Origin of the sequence: Pseudomonas sp. R2-7-07 (assembly GCF_003852355.1) — a bacterium.
GTDB lineage: Bacteria > Pseudomonadota > Gammaproteobacteria > Pseudomonadales > Pseudomonadaceae > Aquipseudomonas.
Genome location: NZ_CP027759.1, coordinates 1,389,503 through 1,411,353 on the forward strand (window position 1 = coordinate 1,389,503; position 21,851 = coordinate 1,411,353).

The window sequence follows — 21,851 nt, forward strand, 5'->3', positions numbered from 1 at the left end:
GTACAAGCACCCGCTTGGGACAGTCCGTTCCCGCCTGACGTTGAACGTCAGGCACACGCAATCGGCTCGAAAACCGCCAGGTCGAGTGTTCCAAGTTAAAGCCAGCAGGTAATTACAAACGCCTGAGGGAGTTTGGCTCCCTCAGGCGATAAGGTTAGCCAGGTTTTAGATCTTTACTTCCGGAGCCGGTTTGTCGCTCGGGTTCTTGATCAGTTCCTTGACCTTGTCGCTCATCGGGAAGTTGAGGTTCAGGCCTTTTGGTGGAATCGGGCTTTCAAACCACTTGGCGTAGATCTTGTTGATTTCGCCGGACTTGTACAGGCTGGCGATGGCGTCATCCACGGCTTTCTTGAAGTCCGGGTCGCCTTTGCGAACCATGCACGCGTAGGCTTCGAAGGACTGCGGAGTACCGGTGATCACCCAGTCATCCGGCTTCTTGGCCTTGGCTTCTTCGCCGGCCAGCAGGGCGTCGTCCATCATGAAGGCAACCGCGCGGCCGCTTTCGAGCATCTGGAAGGATTCGCCGTGGTCTTTGGCGGAGATGACGTTCATGCCCATCTGCTTGTCGGCGTTCATCGCCTTGATGATGCGCTCGGACGTGGTGCCGGCGGTGGTCACGACGTTCTTGCCTTTCAGGTCGGCAAAGTCAACGTAGGACGGCTTGCCATCCTTGTCTTTCTTGACCAGCAGACGGGTGCCGATTTCGAAGATGTTGGTGGTGAAGTCAACTTGCTGGGCGCGTTCGGCGTTGTTGGTGGTGGAGCCGCATTCCAGGTCCGCGGTGCCGTTCTGGATCAGCGGAATACGGGTCTGCGACGTCACCAGGTTGTATTTGACCTTCAGATCGGGCTTGTTCAGGTCTTTTTTCAGGGCTTCAACGACGGCCAGTTGAATGTCATGGGAATAGCCCACGGGTTTGCCCGAGCCATCCGCAATGTAGGAAAACGGGATAGAGCTGTCGCGGTGAGCGAGAGTGATAGTGCCGGAGTCGTTGATTTTCTTCAGCGTGCCGGTGAGTTCGGCGGCGAAAACTGGAGTGCTGATCAGAGCAGCAGCGATAGCTGCGCCCAGGATATGGGGAACGATGCGCATCAATACTTCCTCGACATTTGTTTTTCTTATAAAGCCAGCTAAACGGCTCTCTTGTACAGCGAATGCCTTGACGGCTGCTGAGGCGTCTCAGGCAATCGTCAGGAAGTGTAGAGCATGAGTCGTGCCATACCCGAAACAAAAGCTTAACTTGATGATTTATATGAGTATTAACTTTTCATGACGGCAACGGTTCAGGGATCGGGTACGGCAAACCGAATGAGGGGAGGTGTTGTGTTCGGAAAACCGAATGCCCAGCCCGGCTACTGTAGGAGCGAGGCGGGCGGCCAGCCCTTGCTCGCGAAAAACGCAAAAACGCCGCGTTTATTCCGGATAAACGCGGCGCTCTCAGGTTTTTCGCGAGCAAGCTCGCTCCTACAGTGGGGGGGAGCGGTCAGGCGGCTTCGGTCTTGCTGCGGTTCTGTTCAACCTTGGACAGGTAGCGTTGCAGGTTGTCCTGCTCTGCTGCAGTGGTGAACAGGCCCAGCTTGGTGCGGCGCCACAGCACGTCCTGAGGCTGGGTTACCCATTCTTCGGCGCACAGGTAATCGACTTCGCGGGTGTAAAGGCCACCGCCCAGGTGCTCACCCAGATCAGCCAGGGTTTGCACACCTTCCAGCAGGCGCCAGGTGCGGCTGCCGTAGGTGGTCGACCAGCGACGGGCGATCTCGCTCGGCACCCAGTCGAACTTGCTGCGAATGGCCTCGGCCAGGGCTTCTGGCGTGGTCATGTCTTCGCCGCCCGGCAGACTGGCCTTGGCGGTCCAGCTTGGGCGCATCTGGGTGAAGTACGGCGCCAGTTGCGCCATGGCCGATTCGGCGAGCTTGCGGTAAGTCGTCAGCTTGCCGCCGAACACCGACAGGATCGGCGCCTCGCCGCTGCCGCCGGACAGCGACAGGGTGTAGTCGCGGGTAATGGCCGACGGGTTGTCCGATTCGTCGTTGCACAGCGGGCGCACGCCCGAATAGGTGTGGACGATATCGTCACGACTCAGCTGTTTCTTGAAGTGTGCGTTGACCACCTTGAGCATGTAGTCGGTTTCGCCTTCGGTGATCGTAACTTTCGCCGGATCACCGGTGTATTCGCGGTCGGTGGTGCCGATGATGGTCAGGTGATTGAGGTACGGAATCGTGAAGACGATGCGCTGGTCTTCGTTCTGCAGAATGTGCGCATGTGCACCTTCGTAGAGTTTCGGCACGATCAGGTGGCTGCCCTGGATCAGGCGAATGCCGTAAGGCGAATCCAGCTTCAGGTCGTCCTTAATGAACTTGGCGACCCACGGGCCGGCGGCGTTCACCAGCGCCCGGGCGCGGATCGAGAACAGGCTGCCATCGGCGCGTTCCATGTTCATTTCCCACAAGCCGTTGCTGCGGTGGGCACTGACGCAACGGGTCTGGGTGTGGATATGGGCGCCTTTCTCGCGCGCGGCCATCGCGTTGAGCACCACGAGGCGGGCGTCGTCGACCCAGCAGTCGGAATATTCGAAGCCTTTGGTGATTTCGCTTTTCAGCGGGCTGTCGGCACCGAACTTGAGGCTTTTCGAACCGGCCAGCTTCTCGCGCTTGCCCAGGTGGTCATACAGGAACAGGCCGGCACGAATCATCCAGGCCGGACGCAGGTGCGGACGGTGCGGCAACACAAAGCGCATCTGCTTGACGATGTGCGGGGCCTTCTCCAGCAGCACTTCACGCTCGGCCAGGGCTTCGCGTACCAGGCGGAACTCGTAATGTTCCAGGTAGCGCAAGCCACCGTGGATCAGCTTGCTGCTGGCAGAAGACGTGTGGCTGGCCAGGTCGTCCTTTTCGCAAAGGAATACCGACAAACCGCGCCCGGCTGCGTCTGCTGCAATGCCAACGCCATTGATCCCGCCGCCGATTACGGCAACGTCATAGACTTCGGCAAGCGGTGGTGCAGGCAAGGTAGAAGGGTTCATCGGCTGGCCTCGCGATCTTTTCGTATTGGAATTCGAACATTAATGTTCATTTGCGAAAATGGTAGCTGATAAATGCGCGCGCAGCCAGCCAACTTCGATTGAAAAAACTCATCGAAGGGTAGGGAAAGGAAAATTTGTGAACTGATAGTTCCCACGCTCCGCGTGGGAATTGAGCCCATGACGCTCTGCGTCACAGCGGACGCGGAGCGTCCTGCGGTGCATTCCCACGCGGAGCGTGGGAACGAGAAGTCAGACGACTTCCAAACGAACCTTATGCTGATTCAACAACTGCACCAACGCCGGCACCGGCTGCTGATCAGTCACCAGGCAGTCCACCAGACTGATCGGCCCCAGGCGGATCATGGCGTTGCGCCCGAACTTGCTGGAGTCCGCGGCCAGAATCACTTGTCGCGCATTGGCGATGATCGCCTGGGAAACCCGCACTTCCTGATAGTCAAAATCCAGCAGGCTGCCATCCTCATCGATGCCACTGATACCCACCAACGCAAAGTCGACCTTGAACTGATTGATGAAATCAACACTGGCCTGGCCTACCACGCCGCCGTCACGACGCACATTGCCGCCGGTCAGCAACACATCGAAGTCGTCCTTGGCACTGAGCATGGTGGCGACGTTGAGGTTGTTGGTGATGATTTTCAGGTGATGGTGATTGAGCAGCGCACGGGCGATGGATTCGGTGGTGGTGCCGATATTGATGAACAATGAGGCGTGATCGGGGATCTGCGCCGCGATGGCTTCGCCGATACGCTGTTTTTCATCGCGCATCTGGTCGGCACGCATGGCGTACGCGGTGTTCTCGACACTGGAGTCATAGGCTGCGCCGCCGTGGTAGCGGCGCAGCAGATTGGCGTCCGCCAGCTGGTTGATATCGCGGCGGATGGTTTGCGGGGTGACAACGAACAACTGCGCCATTTCCTCGATACTGACGTAGCCGCGTTCGCGGACCAGTTCGAGGATTTGTTGTTGGCGGGGAGGCAGATTCATGGGGCGTCCTTTGGGCTGCCATACAAAAGTGGCCCATGATGACGCAGGAATCCGCTCCCTGCCAGTTACAACCGGTGGAGATCCGGCGCTTGGCTTATTCGGCGCCTTCGTGCGGCTCCCAGTCGCGGGTGCGGCTGACTGCTTTTTGCCAGCCGGCGTAGAGTTTCTCTTTAGCCGCTTCATCGAGCTGTGGTTCGAATTCGCGCTCGATCACCGCTTTGCCGCGCAGCTCGTCCAGGCTGCCCCAGAAGCCACAGGCCAGGCCTGCCAGGTAAGCAGCGCCGAGGGCGGTGGTTTCGCGCATTTGCGGGCGTTCGACCTGGGTACCGAGGATATCGGCCTGAAATTGCATCAGGAAGTTGTTGGCCACGGCGCCGCCGTCCACACGCAGGGCTTTGAGGCGTTCGCCCGAGTCCTGTTGCATGGCGTCGAGCACGTCACGGGTTTGGTAGGCAATCGACTCCAGGGCTGCACGAATAATGTGATCCACGCGTACGCCACGGGTCAGGCCGAACAATGCGCCACGGGCATACGGGTCCCAGTACGGCGCGCCCAGGCCGGTGAAGGCCGGGACCAGATAAACGCCGTTGCTGTCCTTGACCTTGCCGGCAAAGTATTCGGTGTCGTGGGCGTCGTTGATGATTTTCAACTCGTCACGCAACCACTGCACGGTGGAACCGCCGTTGAAGACTGCGCCTTCCAGTGCGTAGGCCACTTCGCCACGCGGGCCGCAAGCGATGGTGGTGAGCATGCCATGCTTGGATTTCACCGCTTTGTCGCCGGTGTTCATCAGCAGGAAGCAGCCGGTGCCATAGGTGTTTTTGGCCTGGCCGGGCTCGACGCACATCTGGCCGAACAGCGCGGCTTGCTGGTCGCCAGCAATGCCGCCGATGGCGATGCCGCTTTTGGTGCGGCCGTAGATCTCGGACGAAGATTTAACTTCCGGCAGCATTTCCCGTGGAACATCCAGAATCTCCAGCATCTTCGCATCCCATTCCAGGGTGTGGATGTTGAAGAGCATGGTGCGCGAAGCATTGGTGTAGTCGGTGACGTGGGTCTTGCCGCCGGTAAATTTCCAGATCAGCCAGCTGTCGATGGTGCCGAACAGCAGCTCGCCGTTGCGCGCACGCTCGCGGCTGCCTTCGACGTTGTCGAGAATCCACTTGAGTTTGGTGCCGGAGAAGTAGGGGTCGGTGACCAGGCCAGTGGTGTCGCTGATGTATTGCTCGTGGCCGTCGCGCTTGAGCTGCTGGCAGATCTCGGTACTGCGGCGGCACTGCCAGACGATGGCGTTGTAGATCGGGCGGCCGGTGACCTTGTCCCACACCACGGTGGTTTCGCGCTGGTTGGTGATGCCGATGGCGGCGACCTGGTCGTGGTGCAGGCCAGCCTGGGCCAGCGCCTCAACCATCACCGCGCTCTGAGTGGCGAAGATTTCCATCGGGTCATGCTCGACCCAGCCCGCCTGCGGGTAATGCTGGACGAACTCGCGCTGGGCGGTGCACACCACGTTGGCGTCACGATCGAAGATGATCGCGCGGGAACTGGTGGTGCCCTGATCGAGGGCAATGATGTAGTTCTTATTCTGAAGGTCGGTCATGTCAATTGCCTTGGACGAAATAAGGAAGTCAGAAATCAGCCGGGGTCACGAAGGGCAGGGACCCTGGCTGGCGCTTTCAGGAAATGCGGGTGTTGCCGTTGACAGCCGTGTCAGTTGTTTCAGCTATAGCAGGTGCGGCGCTCGGCAGGTGACGGGCAATCAGCCCGCGATACGCGGCAGCGCCGAGGCATGCGCCCACAATCGGCGCGAAAATCGGTACAAGGAAGTAAGGAATATCGCGACCGCCAGTAAAGGCCATTTCACCCCAGCCGGCGAAAAAGGTCATCAGCTTGGGCCCGAAATCCCGCGCCGGGTTCATCGCAAAGCCGGTCAGCGGGCCCATCGCACTGCCAATCACGGCGATCAACAGGCCGATCAGCAGCGGCGCCAGCGGGCCACGGGGCAGGCCATTGTTGTCGTCCGTCAGGGCCATGATCACACCCATCAGGATCGCGGTGATGACCATTTCCACCAGGAACGCCTGGGCCGTGCTGAGCAATGCATGGGGGTAGGTGGAGAACACCGAGGCCAACTCCAGGCTGGCCTGGGAGCCACGCACCATGTGGTGGGTTTGTTCGTAATCGAAAAACAGATTGCTGTAGAGCGTGTACACCAGCGCGGCGGAGCAGAAGGCGCCGGCGATTTGGGCGAGGATGTAGAACGGCAGTTTGCGTTTTTCGAAATCGGCGAAAATACACAGAGCGATACTCACCGCCGGATTGAGGTGAGCCCCGGAAATACCGGCACTCAGGTAGATCGCCATGCTCACGCCGACCCCCCAGATAATGCTGATTTCCCACAAGCCAAAGCTCGCACCCGCGACCTTGAGCGCAGCGACGCAGCCGGTACCGAAGAAGATCAGCAGCGCAGTGCCGAGGAATTCGGCCATGCATTGGCTCGAAAGTGAAGGCTGTTGAAGAGCAGTTGTCATGGAAAACCTCAGTTGTTGTTCTTGTCTGGCGCAGGCCTCAACGGGCCGTTGCGCGATTCTCACCGTGACGAGGATCCCCATCCTGTGTCACGGCTTACTGCTCGAGTACCGAGGGCTATTCCTACAGTATTCGGAAACGAAAAAATATAGACAAGAATGACCGCTGTCAAAGGTCGAAAGTGAACTGCCAGTCACTTTCGAACTATAGGTTTGATGAATGATCACGCTCATCACATTAAATAGGGTTGGCGAATAGGGCGGACTAGAGCGTTTTGTGCGGGGTTGGCCTAGAATCGAGTCTCAGTTTGCTAAGCCCGGAGAGGTCATGACCCCCGCATTGGATTTGTTGAAAAAAGTTCGCGCCGAACATCGCATCCATAGTTATGAACACGATCCCAAGGCGGCTTCGTATGGCCTGGAGGCCGCGGAGAAATTGGCTCTCGACCCGGCGCAGGTGTTCAAGACCTTGCTTGCCAGCAGTGAGAAGGGCGAATTGTTGGTGGCGGTGGTGCCGGTCGTCGGAAGTCTGGATCTGAAAGCCCTGGCTCACGCGGCGGGCGTCAAGAAAGTCGAAATGGCCGACCCGGCGGCGGCGCAGCGCTCCACCGGGTATCTTTTGGGCGGCATCAGCCCTTTGGGGCAAAAGAAGCGCTTGCGCACGTTCATCGATGTGACGGCGCAGCCGTTTGCGACGATTTTTGTCAGTGCCGGTCGGAGAGGGTTGGAAGTAGAGTTGCCAGCCAGTGTGTTGGCTGAACATACCCAAGCCACCTTCGCGCCGATTGGTCGGGCCTGATTTTCAGCCCTGCGCAGATCCAAATGTGGGAGGGGCTTGCCCCCTCCCACAAGGTAGCAGCTTACGCCTGGAACAGCACCAGATGCTCGGCGGCCACTCGAATGCCCACATCCGTGCCCATCTGCTGATCGACGTGGCTGGGGAAAATCGACTCCAACTGCGCACCGGTCGGCAACTGTAGGCGGTACAGGGTCGACGCACCGAGGAAGGTCTTGCCAACAATCCGCGCTTTGAGAGCACTGTCCGGCGCATAGACGATGTCATCCGGGCGCAGCAACACCTTCACCGCGCCACCGGTGGCCCAGGTATAGGCACGGTTGCCGCGCAGCTCGCCCAGCTCAGTGCTGACGGACTCGGGCGAGCTCAATTGACCCTGGATGAAATAGCCCTGGCCGATAAAGCTGGCCACATACGGCGTCTGCGGTTCGTGGTAGAGGTTGTAGGGCGTGTCCCACTGCTCAAGACGGCCCTCCTTGAACACGCCCACGTGATCGCTGACGGCGAAGGCTTCTTCCTGGTCATGGGTGACCAGGATCGCGCTGGTGCCGCGCGCCTTGAGAATGTCGCGCACTTCATGGCTGAGCTTGCGCCGTAGTTCGCCATCCAGGTTGGAAAAGGGTTCGTCCAGCAGCAGCAGCTGCGGCTCCGGCGCCAGGGCGCGGGCGAGGGCGACACGTTGCTGCTGGCCACCGGAAAGCTCGTGGGGAAAGCGTTTGCCCAGGTCTTTGAGGTTGACCAGTTCCAGCAATTCGGCCACCACGCGGTCTTTTTGCGGGTGCTTGCGGATGCCGAAGGCGATGTTGTCGGCCACGCTCAGATGAGGAAACAGCGCGTAGTCCTGGAACACCATGCCGATACGACGTTTCTCGGGTGCCAGCGTGAAGCCGGCACTGGAGATCACTTCGCCCGCCAGGCTGATTTCGCCTTCGTGCACCGGCTCGAACCCCGCAATTGCACGCAGGGTGGTGGTCTTGCCGCAGCCCGAGGAGCCCAGCAGGCAGCCGATGTCGCCAGCGTTGAGGTGCAGATTGAGGTTCTGCACCACCCGTTGATCTTGATAGCCGCATGCCAGATTGCGCAGGTTCAGCAGTAATGGCTGGCTCATGCGTGGTGGTACGACGGCGGGACGAGAAATTCGAGCAGGGCCTTTTGCGCATGCAGACGGTTTTCGGCCTGGTCCCAGGCGACCGAGCGTGGGTCGTCGAGCAGGTCGAGGCTGATTTCTTCGCCACGGTGGGCAGGCAGGCAGTGCATGAACAGCACGTCCGGCGCGGCCAGGTCGAGCAGGGCGCGGGTCACCTGGAACGGCGCGAACAGGGCCAGGCGCTTGGCGGTTTCGTCTTCCTGGCCCATGGAGGTCCAGACGTCAGTGCTGACCAGATGGGCGCCGACCACTGCGTCTTTCGGATCGCGCAGCAACTGCACGCGGCCATCGGCCTTGGCCATGAACTCGGCGCTGGGTTCGTAACCCTCGGGGCAGGCGATACGCAGGTGGAAGTCGAACTGGATCGCGGCTTCTATATAGCTGTTGCACATATTGTTGCCGTCGCCGATCCAGGCCACGGTCTTGCCCTGGATCGAGCCGCGGTGCTCGAGGAAGGTTTGCATGTCGGCCAGCAACTGGCACGGATGCAGGTCATCGGACAGGCCGTTGATCACCGGCACGCGCGAGTTGGCGGCAAATTCGGTCAAGGTGCTGTGGGCGAAGGTGCGGATCATCACGGCGTCGAGCATGCGCGACATCACGATGGCGCAATCGCTGATCGGCTCGCCACGGCCCAATTGGGTATCGCGCGGCGACAGGAAGATCGCCTGGCCGCCCAGTTGGATCATGCCGGCTTCGAAGGACAAGCGGGTGCGGGTCGAGGACTTCTCGAAAATCATCCCGAGCACGCGGTTTTTCAGAGGCTCGAACAGTACACCGCGGTTACGCAGGTCTTTAAGCTCAATGCCTCGACGGATCACGCTGACCAGCTCTTCGGGCGTGCAATCCATCAGGGAGAGAAAGTGCCTTGCGCTCATCATTAACTACCTTTTGCAACAGACCGCAGATACTCAAAGCCTTGTTTATTGTGACAACGGGCGAGACCTGCGGCGAAAGCCGCACGGGGCGACGAAATAGGGGAAGGCGCGATATTGACATTAAATGTCGCGTCTTACCAATAGGGCTACGGTTTTTAAGGGTGTTCAAGCAGGGCGCCGAAGCGCTTTTGAAGACGATTTCCTGACAGCAGCGGTCCATTTGTACACTGGCGCCGAGACCTTTTGCAATGCGCAGGGGCGGCTCCGGGCCTGGTTTGAGCGGTTTCAGACGCGTGCGGGGGAGTTTTCGAAACATTTGCTCACTCTTGGCCGTGCTTTGGCCTATGGCTGCCGATTCACCGCGCGAACGTTGCTGGCGCACCGAGCGGTCGCGGCCCATAGTTGAACAAAGCCCTTATAAAAGAGACTGGCCATGACCAAGACTCTCCATCACCGTGCCTGCCACCTATGCGAAGCGATCTGCGGCCTCACCCTGGAAACCAGCCAAGGCGACGACGGCAGCCTGGCGATCACCTCGATCAAGGGCGACCCGTTGGACACCTTCAGTCGGGGGCACATCTGCCCGAAAGCGGTGGCGTTGCAGGATATCCAGAATGACCCGGACCGCCTGCGCCAGCCTATGTTGCGGGTGGGTAATGAATGGCAGCCAATCCCGTGGGAAGACGCCTTTGCGCTGGTAGCCGAACGCCTCGCGGGCATTCAGGCCCGGCACGGGCAGAATGCGGTGGCGGTGTATCAGGGCAACCCCAGCGTGCATAACTACGGGCTGATGACCCACAGCAACTACTTTCTCGGCCTGTTGAAAACGCGTAACCGGTACTCCGCGACGTCGGTAGACCAACTGCCCCATCATCTCTCCAGCCACCTGATGTACGGCCATGGCCTGTTGCTGCCGATTCCGGACATCGACCACACTGACTTCATGTTGATCCTGGGCGCCAATCCTCTTGCCTCCAACGGCAGCATCATGACCGTGCCCGACGTAGAGAAGCGCCTCAAGGCCATTCAGGCCCGAGGCGGCAAAGTTGTGGTGGTCGACCCGCGCCGCAGCGAGACGGCGGCGATTGCCGATCAGCACCTGTTCGTGCGTCCTGGCGGTGACGCGGCCTTGTTGTTCGGGCTGCTCAACACCCTTTTCACCGAGGGCCTGACCCGCGACAGCCATTTACCGGTTGAGGGTTTGGAGACCGTGCGCCAAGCGATCGCCGGGTTTACCGCCGAGGCCATGAGCCGTCAATGTGCGGTGCCTGCCGAGCAGATCCGCCAACTGGCGCGGGACTTCGCGGCGGCGGATAAAGCGGTGTGCTACGGGCGCATGGGCGTCTCGACCCAGGCGTTCGGCACGCTGTGTCATTGGCTGGTGCAACTGATTAACTTGGTGACCGGCAATCTGGATCGGGTAGGCGGCGCCTTGTGCACCACGCCGGCGGTGGATTTGGTGGCCTCGACCGGCGGCGGGCATTTCAATCGCTGGCAGAGCCGCGTGTCCGGGCGGCCCGAGTACGGGGGAGAGCTGCCGGTGTCTGCCTTGGCCGAGGAAATGCTCACCGAAGGCGAAGGGCAAGTCCGCGCCCTGGTGACGGTGGCCGGCAACCCGGTATTGTCGACGCCCAACGGCCGGCAGCTGGAGCAGGCGCTGGATGGGTTGGAGTTCATGGTCAGTATCGACCTCTACATCAACGAGACCACGCGCTATGCCGATCTGATCCTGCCGTCCACTTCGGCACTGGAGAATGATCACTACGACACCACCTTCAATATGTTCGCGGTACGCAACGTCACGCGCTTCAATCGCGCGATCCTGCCCAAGCCTGAAGGTGCGCTGCACGACTGGGAAATCTTCGTCGGCCTGGCCAAGGCGTTCTCGGCCCATACCGGCGTGGTGCTCAAGCCGACGATGCCACCCGCGCAGATGATCGACTTCGGGTTGCGCGCCGGGACTTACGGGGACGCATCTGCGCGCAAGCTGTCGGTGGCGATGCTGGCCGATCATCCCCATGGCGTGGACCTGGGGCCGCTCCAGCCAAACCTGGCCGAGCGGCTGAAAACCGCCGATGGCAAGGTGCAGGCGGCGCCGCTGGTGATCCTGGCGGACCTCGCGCGTTTTGCGGCGCAACCGCTGCCCGTGGCTGACGAACTGCTGCTGATTGGCCGTCGCCATGTGCGCAGCAATAATTCCTGGATGCATAACTATCATCGGCTGGTGAAGGGCAAGCCGCGCCATCAGCTGCTGATGCATCCCGATGACCTGGCCAATCGTCAACTGAGCGACGGTCAGCGCGTGCGCGTCAGCTCACGCATCGGCATGGTCGAAGTCGAGGTGGTCGCCAGCATAGACATGATGCCCGGCGTGGTCAGCCTGCCGCATGGCTGGGGGCACGGGCGCCCGGGTGTGCAGATGAGCATCGCCAGCGGCCAGCCGGGGGCAAGTGCGAATGATTTGACCGATGAGCGGCAGTTGGACGAGCTCTCCGGCAATGCGGCGCTCAATGGCGTGCCCGTGAAAGTTGCAGCGGCGTGAGGCTGGCTGTCGGCGCGCCCGAGCATCCTGCAGGTTTTTTGCGTTACAATGCGCCACCGTGCCGACCCGTGAGTCGCAAAGTTCCTGCAGAGGTGTTCCATGGATATCATCGAAACGATCAAAGAGCAGATTGCCAACAACACCATTCTGCTTTACATGAAAGGCGCGCCAAACGCTCCCCAGTGCGGTTTCTCCGCGAAAGCGTCCCAGGCCATCATGGCGTGTGGCGAGAAGTTCGCTTACGTGGATATCCTGCAGAACCCGGAAATCCGCGCCAACCTGCCTAAATACGCCAACTGGCCGACTTTCCCGCAGTTGTGGGTGGCCGGTGAACTGGTTGGCGGTAGCGATATCATCACTGAGATGGCGGCTGATGGCTCGTTGCAAGCGCTGATCAAAGATGCAGCGGAAAAAGCGGCAGCCAAGACTGAAGCTTGATGCGTTGGTAAAAGGCCATGCAATAAAAAGCCCCGCCTCTCGTAAGAGGGCGGGGCTTTTTTTGGCTTCTCTGTAGGAGCGAGCTTGCTCGCGAAGCACTTAAGGCCGCCGCGTTTATCCAGAATAAACGCGTTGCCTGGGCGTTTTTCGCGAGCAAGCTCGCTCCTACGGTAAAACAAGAACTACGGGGTTATTCGCCCATCTGCGATTGCAGGTAGTTCTCCAGGCTGACTTTGTCGATCAGGCCCAGTTGGGTTTCGAGCCAGTCGATATGCTCTTCCTGGTCTTCAAGAATATCTTCCAGCAACTCGCGGCTGCCGTAGTCGCCAGTGGCTTCGCAGTGAGCGATGGCGGCCTTGAGGTCGCTGTGGCTCTTGCGTTCAAAGCCCAGGTCGCTGCTGATCATTTCCTGGGTGTGCTCGCCGATATTCAGCTTGCCCAGGTCCTGCACGTTCGGCAGGCCTTCGAGGAACAGGATGCGTTTGATCAGCGCATCGGCGTCCTTCATGGCCTTGATCGACTCCTTGTATTCGCGTTTGCCCAGCTTTTCCAGGCCCCAATCGTCATACATGCGTGCATGCAGAAAGTACTGATTGATCGCGACCAGTTCATTGGCAAGGATTTTGTTGAGTTGCTGGATGACTGTGATGTCGCCTTTCATGACTGGGGTCCTGCCCTGTAATCGCTGTGTAGGGGCAGAGTTTGAGCGGCGAAAATCCTGGTGTCAAACCTAAGTTATTGAATAATAAATGAAAATTAATCGGAATAAGAATGTTTGTGTTCCGCGTCTTGACGCTAACTAATTGAATTGCAGGCATAAAAAAACCGGACACGGAGTCCGGTTCTTTAAAACACGCCTATTTAAGCGTGTGTAAATTCTGCTGAGTAGGGCACGCCAGCCTGGGCTGTCTGCAACTGCGTGAGGGTTTCCCGTACCACTTGCTTGGCGAGGCATGCGCATTTACCGCACTGGCTGGCAACGCCGGTGGTTTCGCGCACTTCCTTGTAGCTGCAGCAACCTTCATAGATTGCTTCGCGGATTTGTCCGTCGGTGACGCCAGTACAGAGGCACACATACATAAGGGAGAACCGTCGCGGGTTTAGGGCTTGAGTGCGATGGATCTTAATGTTAACGAGAATGATTGTCAAAGTAGTTTCATCAACGATCGCACGCACATTGCCTGCGCGCTGACGAACGGTTTTTTCGGTGTATGATGGTCAGTCTTTACGAAGCGTGACCGCGTCACAGGTTTGTCGCTGAGACAAGGCAGACTCGACGCTGGTCCTGTTACTTCAATCGTCACCCCTTCATCAGGAGATATCCAATGAGCGTACTCGTCGGCAAACAAGCCCCGGATTTCGACGTACCCGCTGTTCTCGGCAATGGCGAAATCGTAGACAGCTTCAAACTGTCTGAAGCCATCAAAGGCAAATACGGCCTGGTGTTCTTCTACCCGCTGGACTTCACCTTCGTCTGCCCATCCGAGCTGATCGCGCTGGATCACCGCATGGACGATTTCAAGGCGCGCAATGTTGAAGTGGTCGCCGTTTCCATCGACTCCCACTTCACTCACAACGCCTGGCGCAACACCGCCATCAATGATGGCGGCATCGGCAAAGTCCAATACACCATGGCAGCCGATATGAAGCACGATATCGCCAAGGCCTACGACGTTGAATCCGAAGGCGGCGTGGCATTCCGTGGCGCGTTCCTGATCGACGACAAGGGCGTTGTGCGCTCGCAGATCATCAACGACCTGCCGCTGGGCCGTAACATGGAAGAGCTGATCCGTCTGGTCGACGCTCTGCAATTCCACGAAGAGCACGGTGAAGTCTGCCCTGCCAACTGGAAAAAAGGCGACAAAGGCATGACCGCTTCCACCGAAGGTGTTGCGGCTTACCTGACCGAGAACGCTGGCAAGCTGTAAGCCAGATTCAAGGTAGAAAAAAACCGGCCTGGAAAGGCCGGTTTTTTTATGCGCGGGATTCAACCTCAGTCGTTGAAATCTTCCCAGCCGCCCATCTGTTTCCAGCGATTGACGATGCCACAGAACAGCTCGGCGGTCTTCTCGGTGTCGTAGCGGGCCGAATGGGCTTCGCGACCGTCGAAATCGATACCGGCGGCCTGGCAGGCTTTTGCCAGTACGGTCTGACCATAGGCCAGGCCGGCGAGCGTAGCGGTGTCGAAGCTGGAGAATGGATGAAACGGGTTACGTTTCATGTCCAGGCGCGCCACGGCGGCGTTCAGGAAGCCCAGATCGAAACTGCTGTTGTGCCCGACCAGGATCGCGCGTTTGCAGCCATTGGCCTTCAGCGCCTTGCGTACGCCACGGAAGATGTCGGTCAGCGCCGCTTCTTCACTCACTGCCATGCGCAAGGGGTGATCGAGCTTGATCCCGGTGAACTCCAGGGCTGCCGCTTCGATGTTGGCCCCTACAAACGGCTCGACGCGGAAGAAGTGGGTGTGTTCCGGGTACACGAAGCCTTGCTCGTCCATGCCGATGGTGGTCGCGGCAATTTCCAGCAATGCATCGGTGGCGCAATTGAAGCCGCCGGTTTCTACGTCGATAACGACAGGCAGGTAGCCACGGAAACGTTCGGCCATTGGGTGGCGCGAACCGCCTCCACCGGCGTGTTCCTGGTCGTCATCGTAATGGTCTTCACTCACTTGCTTTCCTCCAGCAGGCGCCAGCGCAGTGTTTCACCGGCGCGCAGCGGGATAACGGTCAACTCGCCAAAGGGCAGGCTGGCAGGGGCGGTCCAGTCTTCACGAACCAGGGTAATGCTGTCGGTATTCGCCGGCAGGCCATAGAAGCGCGGGCCATTGAGGCTGGCGAAGCCTTCGAGCTTGTCCAGGGCGTTGCGTTGTTCGAACGCTTCCGCGTACAGCTCGATGGCAGCAAACGCGGTGTAGCACCCCGCGCAACCGCAGGCGGCTTCCTTGGCGTGCTGCGCGTGGGGCGCGGAGTCGGTACCGAGGAAGAACTTCGGGCTGCCGCTGGTGGCGGCATCCAGCAAAGCCACCTGATGGGTGTTGCGCTTGAGGATCGGCAAGCAGTAGAAATGCGGCCGAATCCCGCCCACCAGCATGTGGTTGCGGTTGTACAAAAGGTGATGCGCGGTGATGGTCGCGCCGACGTTGGCCGAAGCCTCGGTGACGAACTGCACGGCCTCTGCGGTGGTGATGTGTTCGAACACCACCTTGAGCGTCGGGAACAGCTCGACCACGCGGCGCATGTGCTCGTCGATGAAGATCTTCTCGCGATCGAACACGTCGACATCGCCACGGGTGACTTCACCGTGAATCAACAGCGGCATGCCAACCTCAGCCATGGCTTCGATGGCCGGCAGGATCTTGTCGATGCTGGTGACGCCGGAATCGGAGTTGGTGGTCGCGCCCGCCGGGTACAACTTGGCGGCGTAAACGTAACCGCTGGCCTTGGCCTCACGAATTTCTTCAGGCTGGGTGCGGTCGGTAAGGTAGAGCACCATCAGCGGTTCGAAGCGGCTGCCGGCCGGGCGCACAGCGAGGATTCGCTGGCGATAGGCATCGGCTTCGGCCGCGTTACGCACCGGGGGTACCAGGTTAGGCATGATGATGGCACGGCCAAACGTGCGCGCTACATCGGCCACGGTTTGGGGCAACGCAGCACCATCGCGAAGATGAATATGCCAGTCGTCGGGACGCAGCAGGGTCAGGCGGTCGGACATTGGGGATTCCAGGCGGGTCAATCTGGAGGGAATGCTACCGGAAAAGACTCGTGCAGGCACTCGCTATCAAGTTTTGCAGGATGCGACCGATAGCTCTGGGTATGCCTTAACGATGTATGACGCTTTGAAGTGTTGTAGAAACCAGTGGAGCCTCCCGTGCGCCAGCATTATCTAGCCCTGCTCAGTGTGTTCGCCAGCCTGCCCGCGATGGCCCTCACGTTCCAGACACGTCTGGAGAATATTGAGTGGAAGGTGGAGGGCGATCAGTTCGAGTGCCGACTGACCCAGCCGATCACCGATTTCGGCTCGGGTGAGTTCGTGCGCCGGGCGGGTGAGCAGGCGACATTTCGTCTGAAAGCCTTTAACGGTTCGCTTGGTGCCGGCTCTGCCACGTTACTGGCCGCCGCCGCGCCCTGGCAACCGGGCCGCGGCGATATCAACCTCGGTGCGGTACGCGTCGGCAGTGGTGATGTGCTGTTTAACAGCTCTCAGGCCCAGGCCGGGCGGCTGTTTACCGGCTTGCTCGAAGGACGCAGCCCGACCGTGCGACATTACGGTCGCGAGGGTGGTTACTCGGAGATTCGCCTGCTGCCGGTGAAATTCAACAAGGCCTACACCGACTATCAGCTGTGTACTACCAAGCTGTTGCCGATGAATTACGATCAGGTCAAGCAGACGGAAGTCGGCTTCCCCGGTGGTGGCATCGAGCTGGATGCCGCGGCCAAGAAGAAGCTGTCGGTGATTGTCGCGTTCATGAAGGCCGACCCCACCGTCAACCATATCGAGTTGAACGGCCATTCGGATAACAGCGGCAACCGCTTGACCAACCGCGATGTCTCGCGACGCCGCGCCTTGGCGGTGATGGACTACTTCAAGGCCAATGGCATCCAGGAGTCGCAGATCACCCTGCGCTTCCACGGCGAAAGCTACCCCTTGGCGCCCAACACCAATGCCGCCAACCGCGCCCGCAACCGTCGGGTCAACGTGCAGCTCGAGCGCGTAGCGGCGCCCGAGAAGCCGGCACCCCAGGCCGCCGCACCCAGCAACCCCGCCGCCACCTCATAACGTGCGACCATCGGTCGCGCGTTCGACATAATCTGTCGCTTTATCTTCATTTGCTGTCGCGCCCCTGTAATTTCACGGTTTTGATCGGTAGAATCGTCGCCTTTCCGTACAACCCCGTGGAGTGATGGCATGGCCGACGTAAACAAGGTCGTTCTCGCGTATTCCGGCGGCCTGGACACTTCGGTGATCCTCAAGTGGCTGCAGGATACTTATAACTGTGAAGTGGTGACCTTCACCGCTGACCTGGGTCAGGGCGAAGAGGTCGAACCTGCACGCGCCAAGGCGCAAGCCATGGGCGTGAAAGAGATCTACATTGACGACCTGCGCGAAGAGTTCGTCCGCGATTTTGTCTACCCGATGTTTCGCGCCAATACTGTCTACGAAGGCGAGTACCTGCTCGGTACCTCCATCGCCCGTCCGCTGATCGCCAAGCGCCTGATCGAAATCGCCAACGAAACCGGCGCAGATGCCATTTCCCATGGCGCCACCGGCAAGGGCAACGACCAGGTGCGTTTCGAACTGGGTGCCTACGCCCTCAAGCCTGGCGTGAAAGTGATCGCGCCTTGGCGTGAATGGGACCTGCTGTCCCGTGAAAAGCTGATGGATTACGCTGAAAAGCACGCGATCCCGATCGAGCGTCACGGCAAGAAGAAGTCCCCGTACTCGATGGATGCCAACCTGTTGCACATCTCCTATGAAGGCGGCGTGCTGGAAGACACCTGGACCGAGCACGAAGAAGACATGTGGAAATGGACCGTCTCCCCGGAGAACGCTCCAGACAAGCCGCAATATCTGGAACTGACCTACCGCAACGGCGACATCGTCGCGCTGGATGGTGTCGAGATGACCCCAGCCACCGTACTGGCAACCTTGAACCGTATCGGTGGTGAACACGGTATCGGCCGTCTCGACATCGTCGAGAACCGTTACGTGGGTATGAAGTCCCGCGGCTGCTATGAAACACCGGGTGGCACTATCATGCTGCGCGCTCACCGCGCCATCGAGTCCATTACCCTGGACCGTGAAGTGGCCCACCTCAAAGATGAGCTGATGCCCAAGTACGCCAGTCTGATTTACACCGGTTACTGGTGGAGCCCTGAGCGTCTGATGCTGCAGCAGATGATCGACGCCTCCCAGGCTCATGTGAACGGTGTCGTGCGCCTGAAGCTGTACAAGGGCAATGTGATCGTGACCGGTCGCAAGTCTGATGAGTCATTGTTCGACGCCAACATCGCTACCTTCGAGGAGGATGGCGGTGCCTACAATCAGGCAGATGCCGCGGGCTTCATCAAGTTGAACGCCTTGCGCATGCGCATCGCGGCCAACAAAGGCCGCAAGTTGTTCTGACTGTTTCGCTTGTCCTGAAAAGGCCCCTTATGCAAGGGGCTTTTTTTTGTCCTGAATATACCCATACGGGCATTAATTGAGGTGCGACGTTTACAAACGTTTAGTGTTTGTTTAAGGGATCTGCTTAAAAACCATACAGATGTTTTTTAATTTCAGCATTTTACTTCTCCAAGGAAAGGTTTTTTACATCTGAATAGGAACTATGTCTTACAGAATTTTCACTCATGTAGGAGCAATTGAGATGTAATTTATGGAATTTTCTGTAGGAAAATGGAGTGTGTATAAATATGTTAAATGGAACTGAAACTGATGCGGTTTTTTTAGCCCTTCGTTTACGTTGCGGTGTCATACAAGGGGCATTTCCTGAAAGACGTGTGCGCCACGTTTACCGCGTACACCCGGGGCTGAGGATATTTCACTCAAAATATGTACGAGCAGGGAAAGGTCTGAAAGGCTCCATAAAGCCGAATACTTCAAAGTTGGCGAATTTTTGTAGGTTAATTCCTATCTTGCTGTGGGTTGGGTCTCTGCCTACTGTTGCTCGGGGGGGACGCTATGCCAACTAGCAGATGACTAGGCTATTGTGCTTTCTCTAAATAATTCGAACAGCGAAATTGGACTTTCTCATGAATAAAGTGCTGATCGTGGATGATCATCCCGTCATTCGGCTTGCTGTGCGCATGCTAATGGAGCGTCATGGTTATGAGGTCGTTGCCGAGACTGATAACGGTGTCGATGCGTTACAACTTGCGCGGGAACATATGCCGGACATTGTCATACTGGATATTGGAATACCCAAGCTCGATGGCCTTGAAGTTATTTGTCGGTTAGCTTCAACCAAGCAAGCCGTATCGTTCAAGGTCCTGGTGCTGACGTCCCAGGCGCCTGGTCATTTTTCCATGCGCTGCATGCAGGCCGGGGCTGCGGGCTACGTGTGCAAGCAGCAGGACTTGACCGAGTTGCTGAGCGCCATCAAGGCAGTGCTTTCCGGCTACAGCTATTTCCCGAACCAGGCGCTCAATTCGGTACGCTCCACGATGGGCAACGCCAGTGAAGCTGACATGGTTGAACGTTTGTCGGGGCGGGAAATGATGGTGCTCCAGCAACTGGCCCGTGGCAAAACCAATAAGGAAATCGCCGATGGCATGTTCCTCAGCAACAAGACCGTCAGCACCTACAAGACGCGCCTGCTATTGAAGCTCAATGCCCGCTCCCTGGTCGACTTGATAGAACTGGCCCAACGCAATGGCTTGGTGTGAGCAGGGCGCTCCGCCGCTCTGACGTTCCTGTAACAACCGGCACAAAAAAGCCTCCGTCAGGGAGGCTTCCGACCGTCTGCCAGAGGGTCAAAGATCGAAGTCGTAATCGGCCAATTGTTTCTGTAAGCGTCGCTCTTCCAGAAGATTGTCGATAGTTCGGCGTTTGCTCAAATTGGTCTTGGCTACCTCTGCGACGGGCGCTGGCGCCTCATCGTCTTCCAGCTCCACCAGGTCGTCATCAACTTCGATTTGTTCTTTGCCAGTGCTCATAGGTTCACTCCAGGCTAAGACTGCCGTTGGCGCCCCTTATAGCGATAATCCACGAACGGGTAAAAAAGATTTTTTCAATCGATGGATAGAGAAAACCCCGGAACCCTCAATCGTCGGATGTCTTGTGCTTGTATTCGCATAAATCTTCGATCCTGCAGCTGCCACATCGAGGCTTGCGCGCCTGGCAAACATAGCGCCCGTGAAGAATCAGCCAATGGTGTGAATCGAGCAGATAGGGCTTGGGCACGAATTTCATCAGTTGTTTTTCGACCTCGACCACATTCTTGCCGCGAGCGATGCCGGTTCGGTTGCTGACGCGAAAAATATGGGTGTCCACCGCCATGGTGAGTTGACGGAATGCGGTGTTGAGCACCACGTTAGCGGTCTTGCGCCCGACTCCGGGCAGCGCTTCCAGGGCTTCCCGGGTTTGCGGCACTTCGCTGGCGTGTAGCTCCATGAGCAGGCGGCACGTCTCGATCACGTTCTTGGCCTTGCTGTTGTAAAGGCCGATGGTCTTGATGTACTCCGATAATCCCTCCACACCCAAGGCATAAATAGCCTCTGGCGTATTCGCCACCGGGAATAGCTTGGCCGTGGCCTTGTTGACGCCAACGTCGGTGGATTGGGCCGACAGGATCACCGCGATCAACAGCTCGAACGGCGAGGAGTACGCCAGTTCAGTCTTGGGTTCCGGATTGTCTTCGTGAAACCTGCGGAAAATTTCCAGGCGTTTTGCAGCGTTCATAAGGGCGGACGTTTCCTTGCAGGCGGTCGACGTGATTGTAGCAATACACAGTGCAGCATCAGCTGTGGGTCAGGTGTTGCCGGTAGCGTCGGCTTCGGCATCATGCAGCGTCTGCTCGGCGGCGTTCAGCGCGGCGCTCAGGCTGGCCAGTTGTTGTTTATCTGCCTGTTGATCCTGGGCCTTTTTCAACTCGGCCCGGCGCATCGCCAGTTGAATCTTGGCGCGTTTGAGCTCAGGGCCCTGGGTGGTCGGCAGCGTTGGCGGGCTGTTGCCTTCCAGCGCGGTAAGCGCCTGCTCCGAGGCTTCGAACTGCCTTTGCAGGACAATCAATTGCGACTGCTGCTCATAAGTCGGCGGATGCCCAAACGCCTTCAGGGACTTGTGCAGTTGAGCACGGCTCATGGCGAGATTGATTTTGGCTTGCTTGATCGCGGCATCCTGAACGGCCTGGTGGGGATCAGCTTGTGCCGCTGCCACGGGGGCCGTGCGTTTGGCCCGCGCCAGGCGTTCGGCGAGCTTGCAGGCTTCCTCACGTTGCAGGCGCGCGTTGCGCTGTTCGAAACGCCGCCGAGCGCGGTCGCGTTTGAGGCCACGTTCGTGCCGTTCGTGATCGCTGCCCGCCAGGCCGCCTACGATAGGCAAGACGTCAGCGATTGGGCGCAGCTCGATGCAGTCGACAGGGCAGGGCGCTACACACAGGTCGCAGCCGGTGCACTCGTCGATAATTACCGTATGCATCAACTTGGCGGCGCCCACGATGGCGTCCACCGGGCAAGCCTGGATGCATTTGGTGCAACCGATGCATTCGGCCTCACGGATATAGGCGACCTGCGCCGGCGCGTCTCCACGGCTGTTATCCAGGGCCAGCACTGGCACACGCAGCAATTGCGCGAGCCCGGCGATGGTTTCCTGGCCTCCGGGTGGGCACTTGTTGATTGCCTCGCCGTTGGCGATGCCTTCGGCGTAAGGCTTGCAGCCCGGGTGCCCGCACTTGCCGCATTGAGTCTGCGGTAGCAGCGCGTCGATACGTTGAATGAGGTTCATGCTTTGATCATAGCGTTGACGCCAGGCCCACCGGTGCAGGCAGGCTGAAAAGCC

Annotated in this window: 21 protein-coding genes; 7 read left to right on the forward strand and 14 right to left on the reverse strand. The window is 58.8% G+C overall.

What is annotated here, in order from left to right; all coding sequences use genetic code 11:
• Positions 1 to 165: 165 nt before the first annotated feature.
• The 5 genes from C4J86_RS06130 to C4J86_RS06150 form a co-directional block, all read right to left on the reverse strand.
• The gene (locus C4J86_RS06130) at positions 166 to 1,092 is read right to left on the reverse strand and encodes a glutamate/aspartate ABC transporter substrate-binding protein (protein WP_124369809.1); all 927 of its coding nucleotides are present in this window, start codon (positions 1,090 to 1,092) and stop codon (positions 166 to 168) included.
• Between the two features lie 391 nt (positions 1,093 to 1,483).
• Positions 1,484 to 3,022 carry a glycerol-3-phosphate dehydrogenase gene (gene glpD / locus C4J86_RS06135; protein ID WP_124369810.1) on the reverse strand — a complete coding sequence of 513 codons (1,539 nt, stop codon included), beginning with the start codon at positions 3,020 to 3,022 and terminating at the stop codon, positions 1,484 to 1,486.
• A 249-nt stretch (positions 3,023 to 3,271) separates the two neighbouring features.
• Positions 3,272 to 4,027 (reverse strand): DeoR/GlpR family transcriptional regulator, encoded by a 756-nt coding sequence (locus C4J86_RS06140; RefSeq protein WP_124361506.1) that lies wholly within the window; start codon positions 4,025 to 4,027, stop codon positions 3,272 to 3,274.
• A gap of 94 nt (positions 4,028 to 4,121) precedes the next feature.
• Positions 4,122 to 5,627, reverse strand: coding sequence for a glycerol kinase GlpK (gene glpK / locus C4J86_RS06145; protein WP_124361507.1), 1,506 nt, complete (start codon positions 5,625 to 5,627; stop codon positions 4,122 to 4,124).
• 76 nt (positions 5,628 to 5,703) lie between these two features.
• Entirely contained in the window at positions 5,704 to 6,558 is an 855-nt protein-coding gene (locus tag C4J86_RS06150) for an MIP/aquaporin family protein (protein WP_124361508.1), read from the reverse strand.
• A gap of 325 nt (positions 6,559 to 6,883) precedes the next feature.
• Here C4J86_RS06150 and ybaK point away from each other — a divergent pair, with 325 nt between their 5' ends.
• The gene (gene ybaK / locus C4J86_RS06155) at positions 6,884 to 7,354 is read left to right on the forward strand and encodes a Cys-tRNA(Pro) deacylase (protein ID WP_124369811.1); all 471 of its coding nucleotides are present in this window, start codon (positions 6,884 to 6,886) and stop codon (positions 7,352 to 7,354) included.
• A gap of 61 nt (positions 7,355 to 7,415) precedes the next feature.
• Here the strand turns inward: ybaK and C4J86_RS06160 are convergent, their stop codons facing one another.
• Together C4J86_RS06160 and argF are read right to left on the reverse strand one after the other, a co-directional pair.
• Entirely contained in the window at positions 7,416 to 8,459 is a 1,044-nt protein-coding gene (locus C4J86_RS06160) for an ABC transporter ATP-binding protein (protein WP_124369812.1), read from the reverse strand.
• Complete coding sequence (argF, locus tag C4J86_RS06165) at positions 8,456 to 9,376, reverse strand: ornithine carbamoyltransferase (RefSeq protein WP_124369813.1); 921 nt, start codon at positions 9,374 to 9,376, stop codon at positions 8,456 to 8,458. The genes C4J86_RS06160 and argF overlap by 4 nt, the downstream gene beginning before the upstream one ends.
• A 433-nt stretch (positions 9,377 to 9,809) precedes the next feature.
• Here argF and C4J86_RS06175 point away from each other — a divergent pair, with 433 nt between their 5' ends.
• Both C4J86_RS06175 and grxD read left to right on the forward strand, forming a co-directional pair.
• Positions 9,810 to 11,918, forward strand: coding sequence for a molybdopterin oxidoreductase family protein (locus tag C4J86_RS06175; RefSeq protein WP_124369814.1), 2,109 nt, complete (start codon positions 9,810 to 9,812; stop codon positions 11,916 to 11,918).
• 99 nt (positions 11,919 to 12,017) lie between these two features.
• Positions 12,018 to 12,356 carry a Grx4 family monothiol glutaredoxin gene (gene grxD / locus C4J86_RS06180; protein WP_110624405.1) on the forward strand — a complete coding sequence of 113 codons (339 nt, stop codon included), beginning with the start codon at positions 12,018 to 12,020 and terminating at the stop codon, positions 12,354 to 12,356.
• A 190-nt stretch (positions 12,357 to 12,546) separates the two neighbouring features.
• Here the strand turns inward: grxD and bfr are convergent, their stop codons facing one another.
• Both bfr and C4J86_RS06190 read right to left on the reverse strand, forming a co-directional pair.
• Positions 12,547 to 13,017: a bacterioferritin gene (bfr, locus tag C4J86_RS06185; protein ID WP_124361513.1), complete on the reverse strand. Its 471-nt coding sequence runs from the start codon at positions 13,015 to 13,017 to the stop codon at positions 12,547 to 12,549.
• A gap of 200 nt (positions 13,018 to 13,217) precedes the next feature.
• Positions 13,218 to 13,436, reverse strand: coding sequence for a bacterioferritin-associated ferredoxin (locus C4J86_RS06190; protein WP_124365113.1), 219 nt, complete (start codon positions 13,434 to 13,436; stop codon positions 13,218 to 13,220).
• A gap of 245 nt (positions 13,437 to 13,681) precedes the next feature.
• Between C4J86_RS06190 and C4J86_RS06195 the strand changes: the two genes are divergently transcribed.
• Positions 13,682 to 14,284, forward strand: a complete 603-nt coding sequence (locus C4J86_RS06195) for a peroxiredoxin (protein WP_124361514.1) — start codon at positions 13,682 to 13,684, stop codon at positions 14,282 to 14,284.
• 65 nt (positions 14,285 to 14,349) lie between these two features.
• On the opposite strand, the gene rnt is transcribed toward C4J86_RS06195, so the two are convergent.
• Together rnt and pyrC are read right to left on the reverse strand one after the other, a co-directional pair.
• The gene (gene rnt / locus C4J86_RS06200; protein ID WP_124361515.1) at positions 14,350 to 15,024 is read right to left on the reverse strand and encodes a ribonuclease T; all 675 of its coding nucleotides are present in this window, start codon (positions 15,022 to 15,024) and stop codon (positions 14,350 to 14,352) included.
• Complete coding sequence (pyrC, locus tag C4J86_RS06205; protein ID WP_124369815.1) at positions 15,021 to 16,067, reverse strand: dihydroorotase; 1,047 nt, start codon at positions 16,065 to 16,067, stop codon at positions 15,021 to 15,023. Before pyrC ends, rnt begins: the two co-directional genes overlap by 4 nt.
• Before the next feature lie 156 nt (positions 16,068 to 16,223).
• Here pyrC and C4J86_RS06210 point away from each other — a divergent pair, with 156 nt between their 5' ends.
• The 3 genes from C4J86_RS06210 (at position 16,224) to C4J86_RS06220 (ending at position 19,738) form a co-directional block, all read left to right on the forward strand.
• A complete protein-coding gene (locus C4J86_RS06210) occupies positions 16,224 to 17,132 on the forward strand; it encodes an OmpA family protein (protein WP_124369816.1) in 909 nt (302 codons plus the stop codon).
• A gap of 129 nt (positions 17,133 to 17,261) precedes the next feature.
• Positions 17,262 to 18,479, forward strand: a complete 1,218-nt coding sequence (locus C4J86_RS06215) for an argininosuccinate synthase (RefSeq protein WP_065886002.1) — start codon at positions 17,262 to 17,264, stop codon at positions 18,477 to 18,479.
• 626 nt (positions 18,480 to 19,105) lie between these two features.
• Positions 19,106 to 19,738, forward strand: a complete 633-nt coding sequence (locus C4J86_RS06220) for a response regulator transcription factor (protein WP_003188986.1) — start codon at positions 19,106 to 19,108, stop codon at positions 19,736 to 19,738.
• A gap of 87 nt (positions 19,739 to 19,825) precedes the next feature.
• On the opposite strand, the gene C4J86_RS06225 is transcribed toward C4J86_RS06220, so the two are convergent.
• The 3 genes from C4J86_RS06225 to rsxB all read right to left on the reverse strand — a co-directional run bounded on the left by C4J86_RS06225 (position 19,826) and on the right by rsxB (position 21,797).
• On the reverse strand, positions 19,826 to 20,008 hold the full coding sequence (locus C4J86_RS06225; RefSeq protein WP_124361519.1) for a PA3496 family putative envelope integrity protein: 183 nt from the start codon (positions 20,006 to 20,008) through the stop codon (positions 19,826 to 19,828).
• Between the two features lie 106 nt (positions 20,009 to 20,114).
• Positions 20,115 to 20,753, reverse strand: a complete 639-nt coding sequence (nth, locus tag C4J86_RS06230) for an endonuclease III (protein ID WP_124361520.1) — start codon at positions 20,751 to 20,753, stop codon at positions 20,115 to 20,117.
• 69 nt (positions 20,754 to 20,822) lie between these two features.
• Complete coding sequence (gene rsxB / locus C4J86_RS06235; RefSeq protein ID WP_124369817.1) at positions 20,823 to 21,797, reverse strand: electron transport complex subunit RsxB; 975 nt, start codon at positions 21,795 to 21,797, stop codon at positions 20,823 to 20,825.
• Positions 21,798 to 21,851 lie beyond the last annotated feature (54 nt).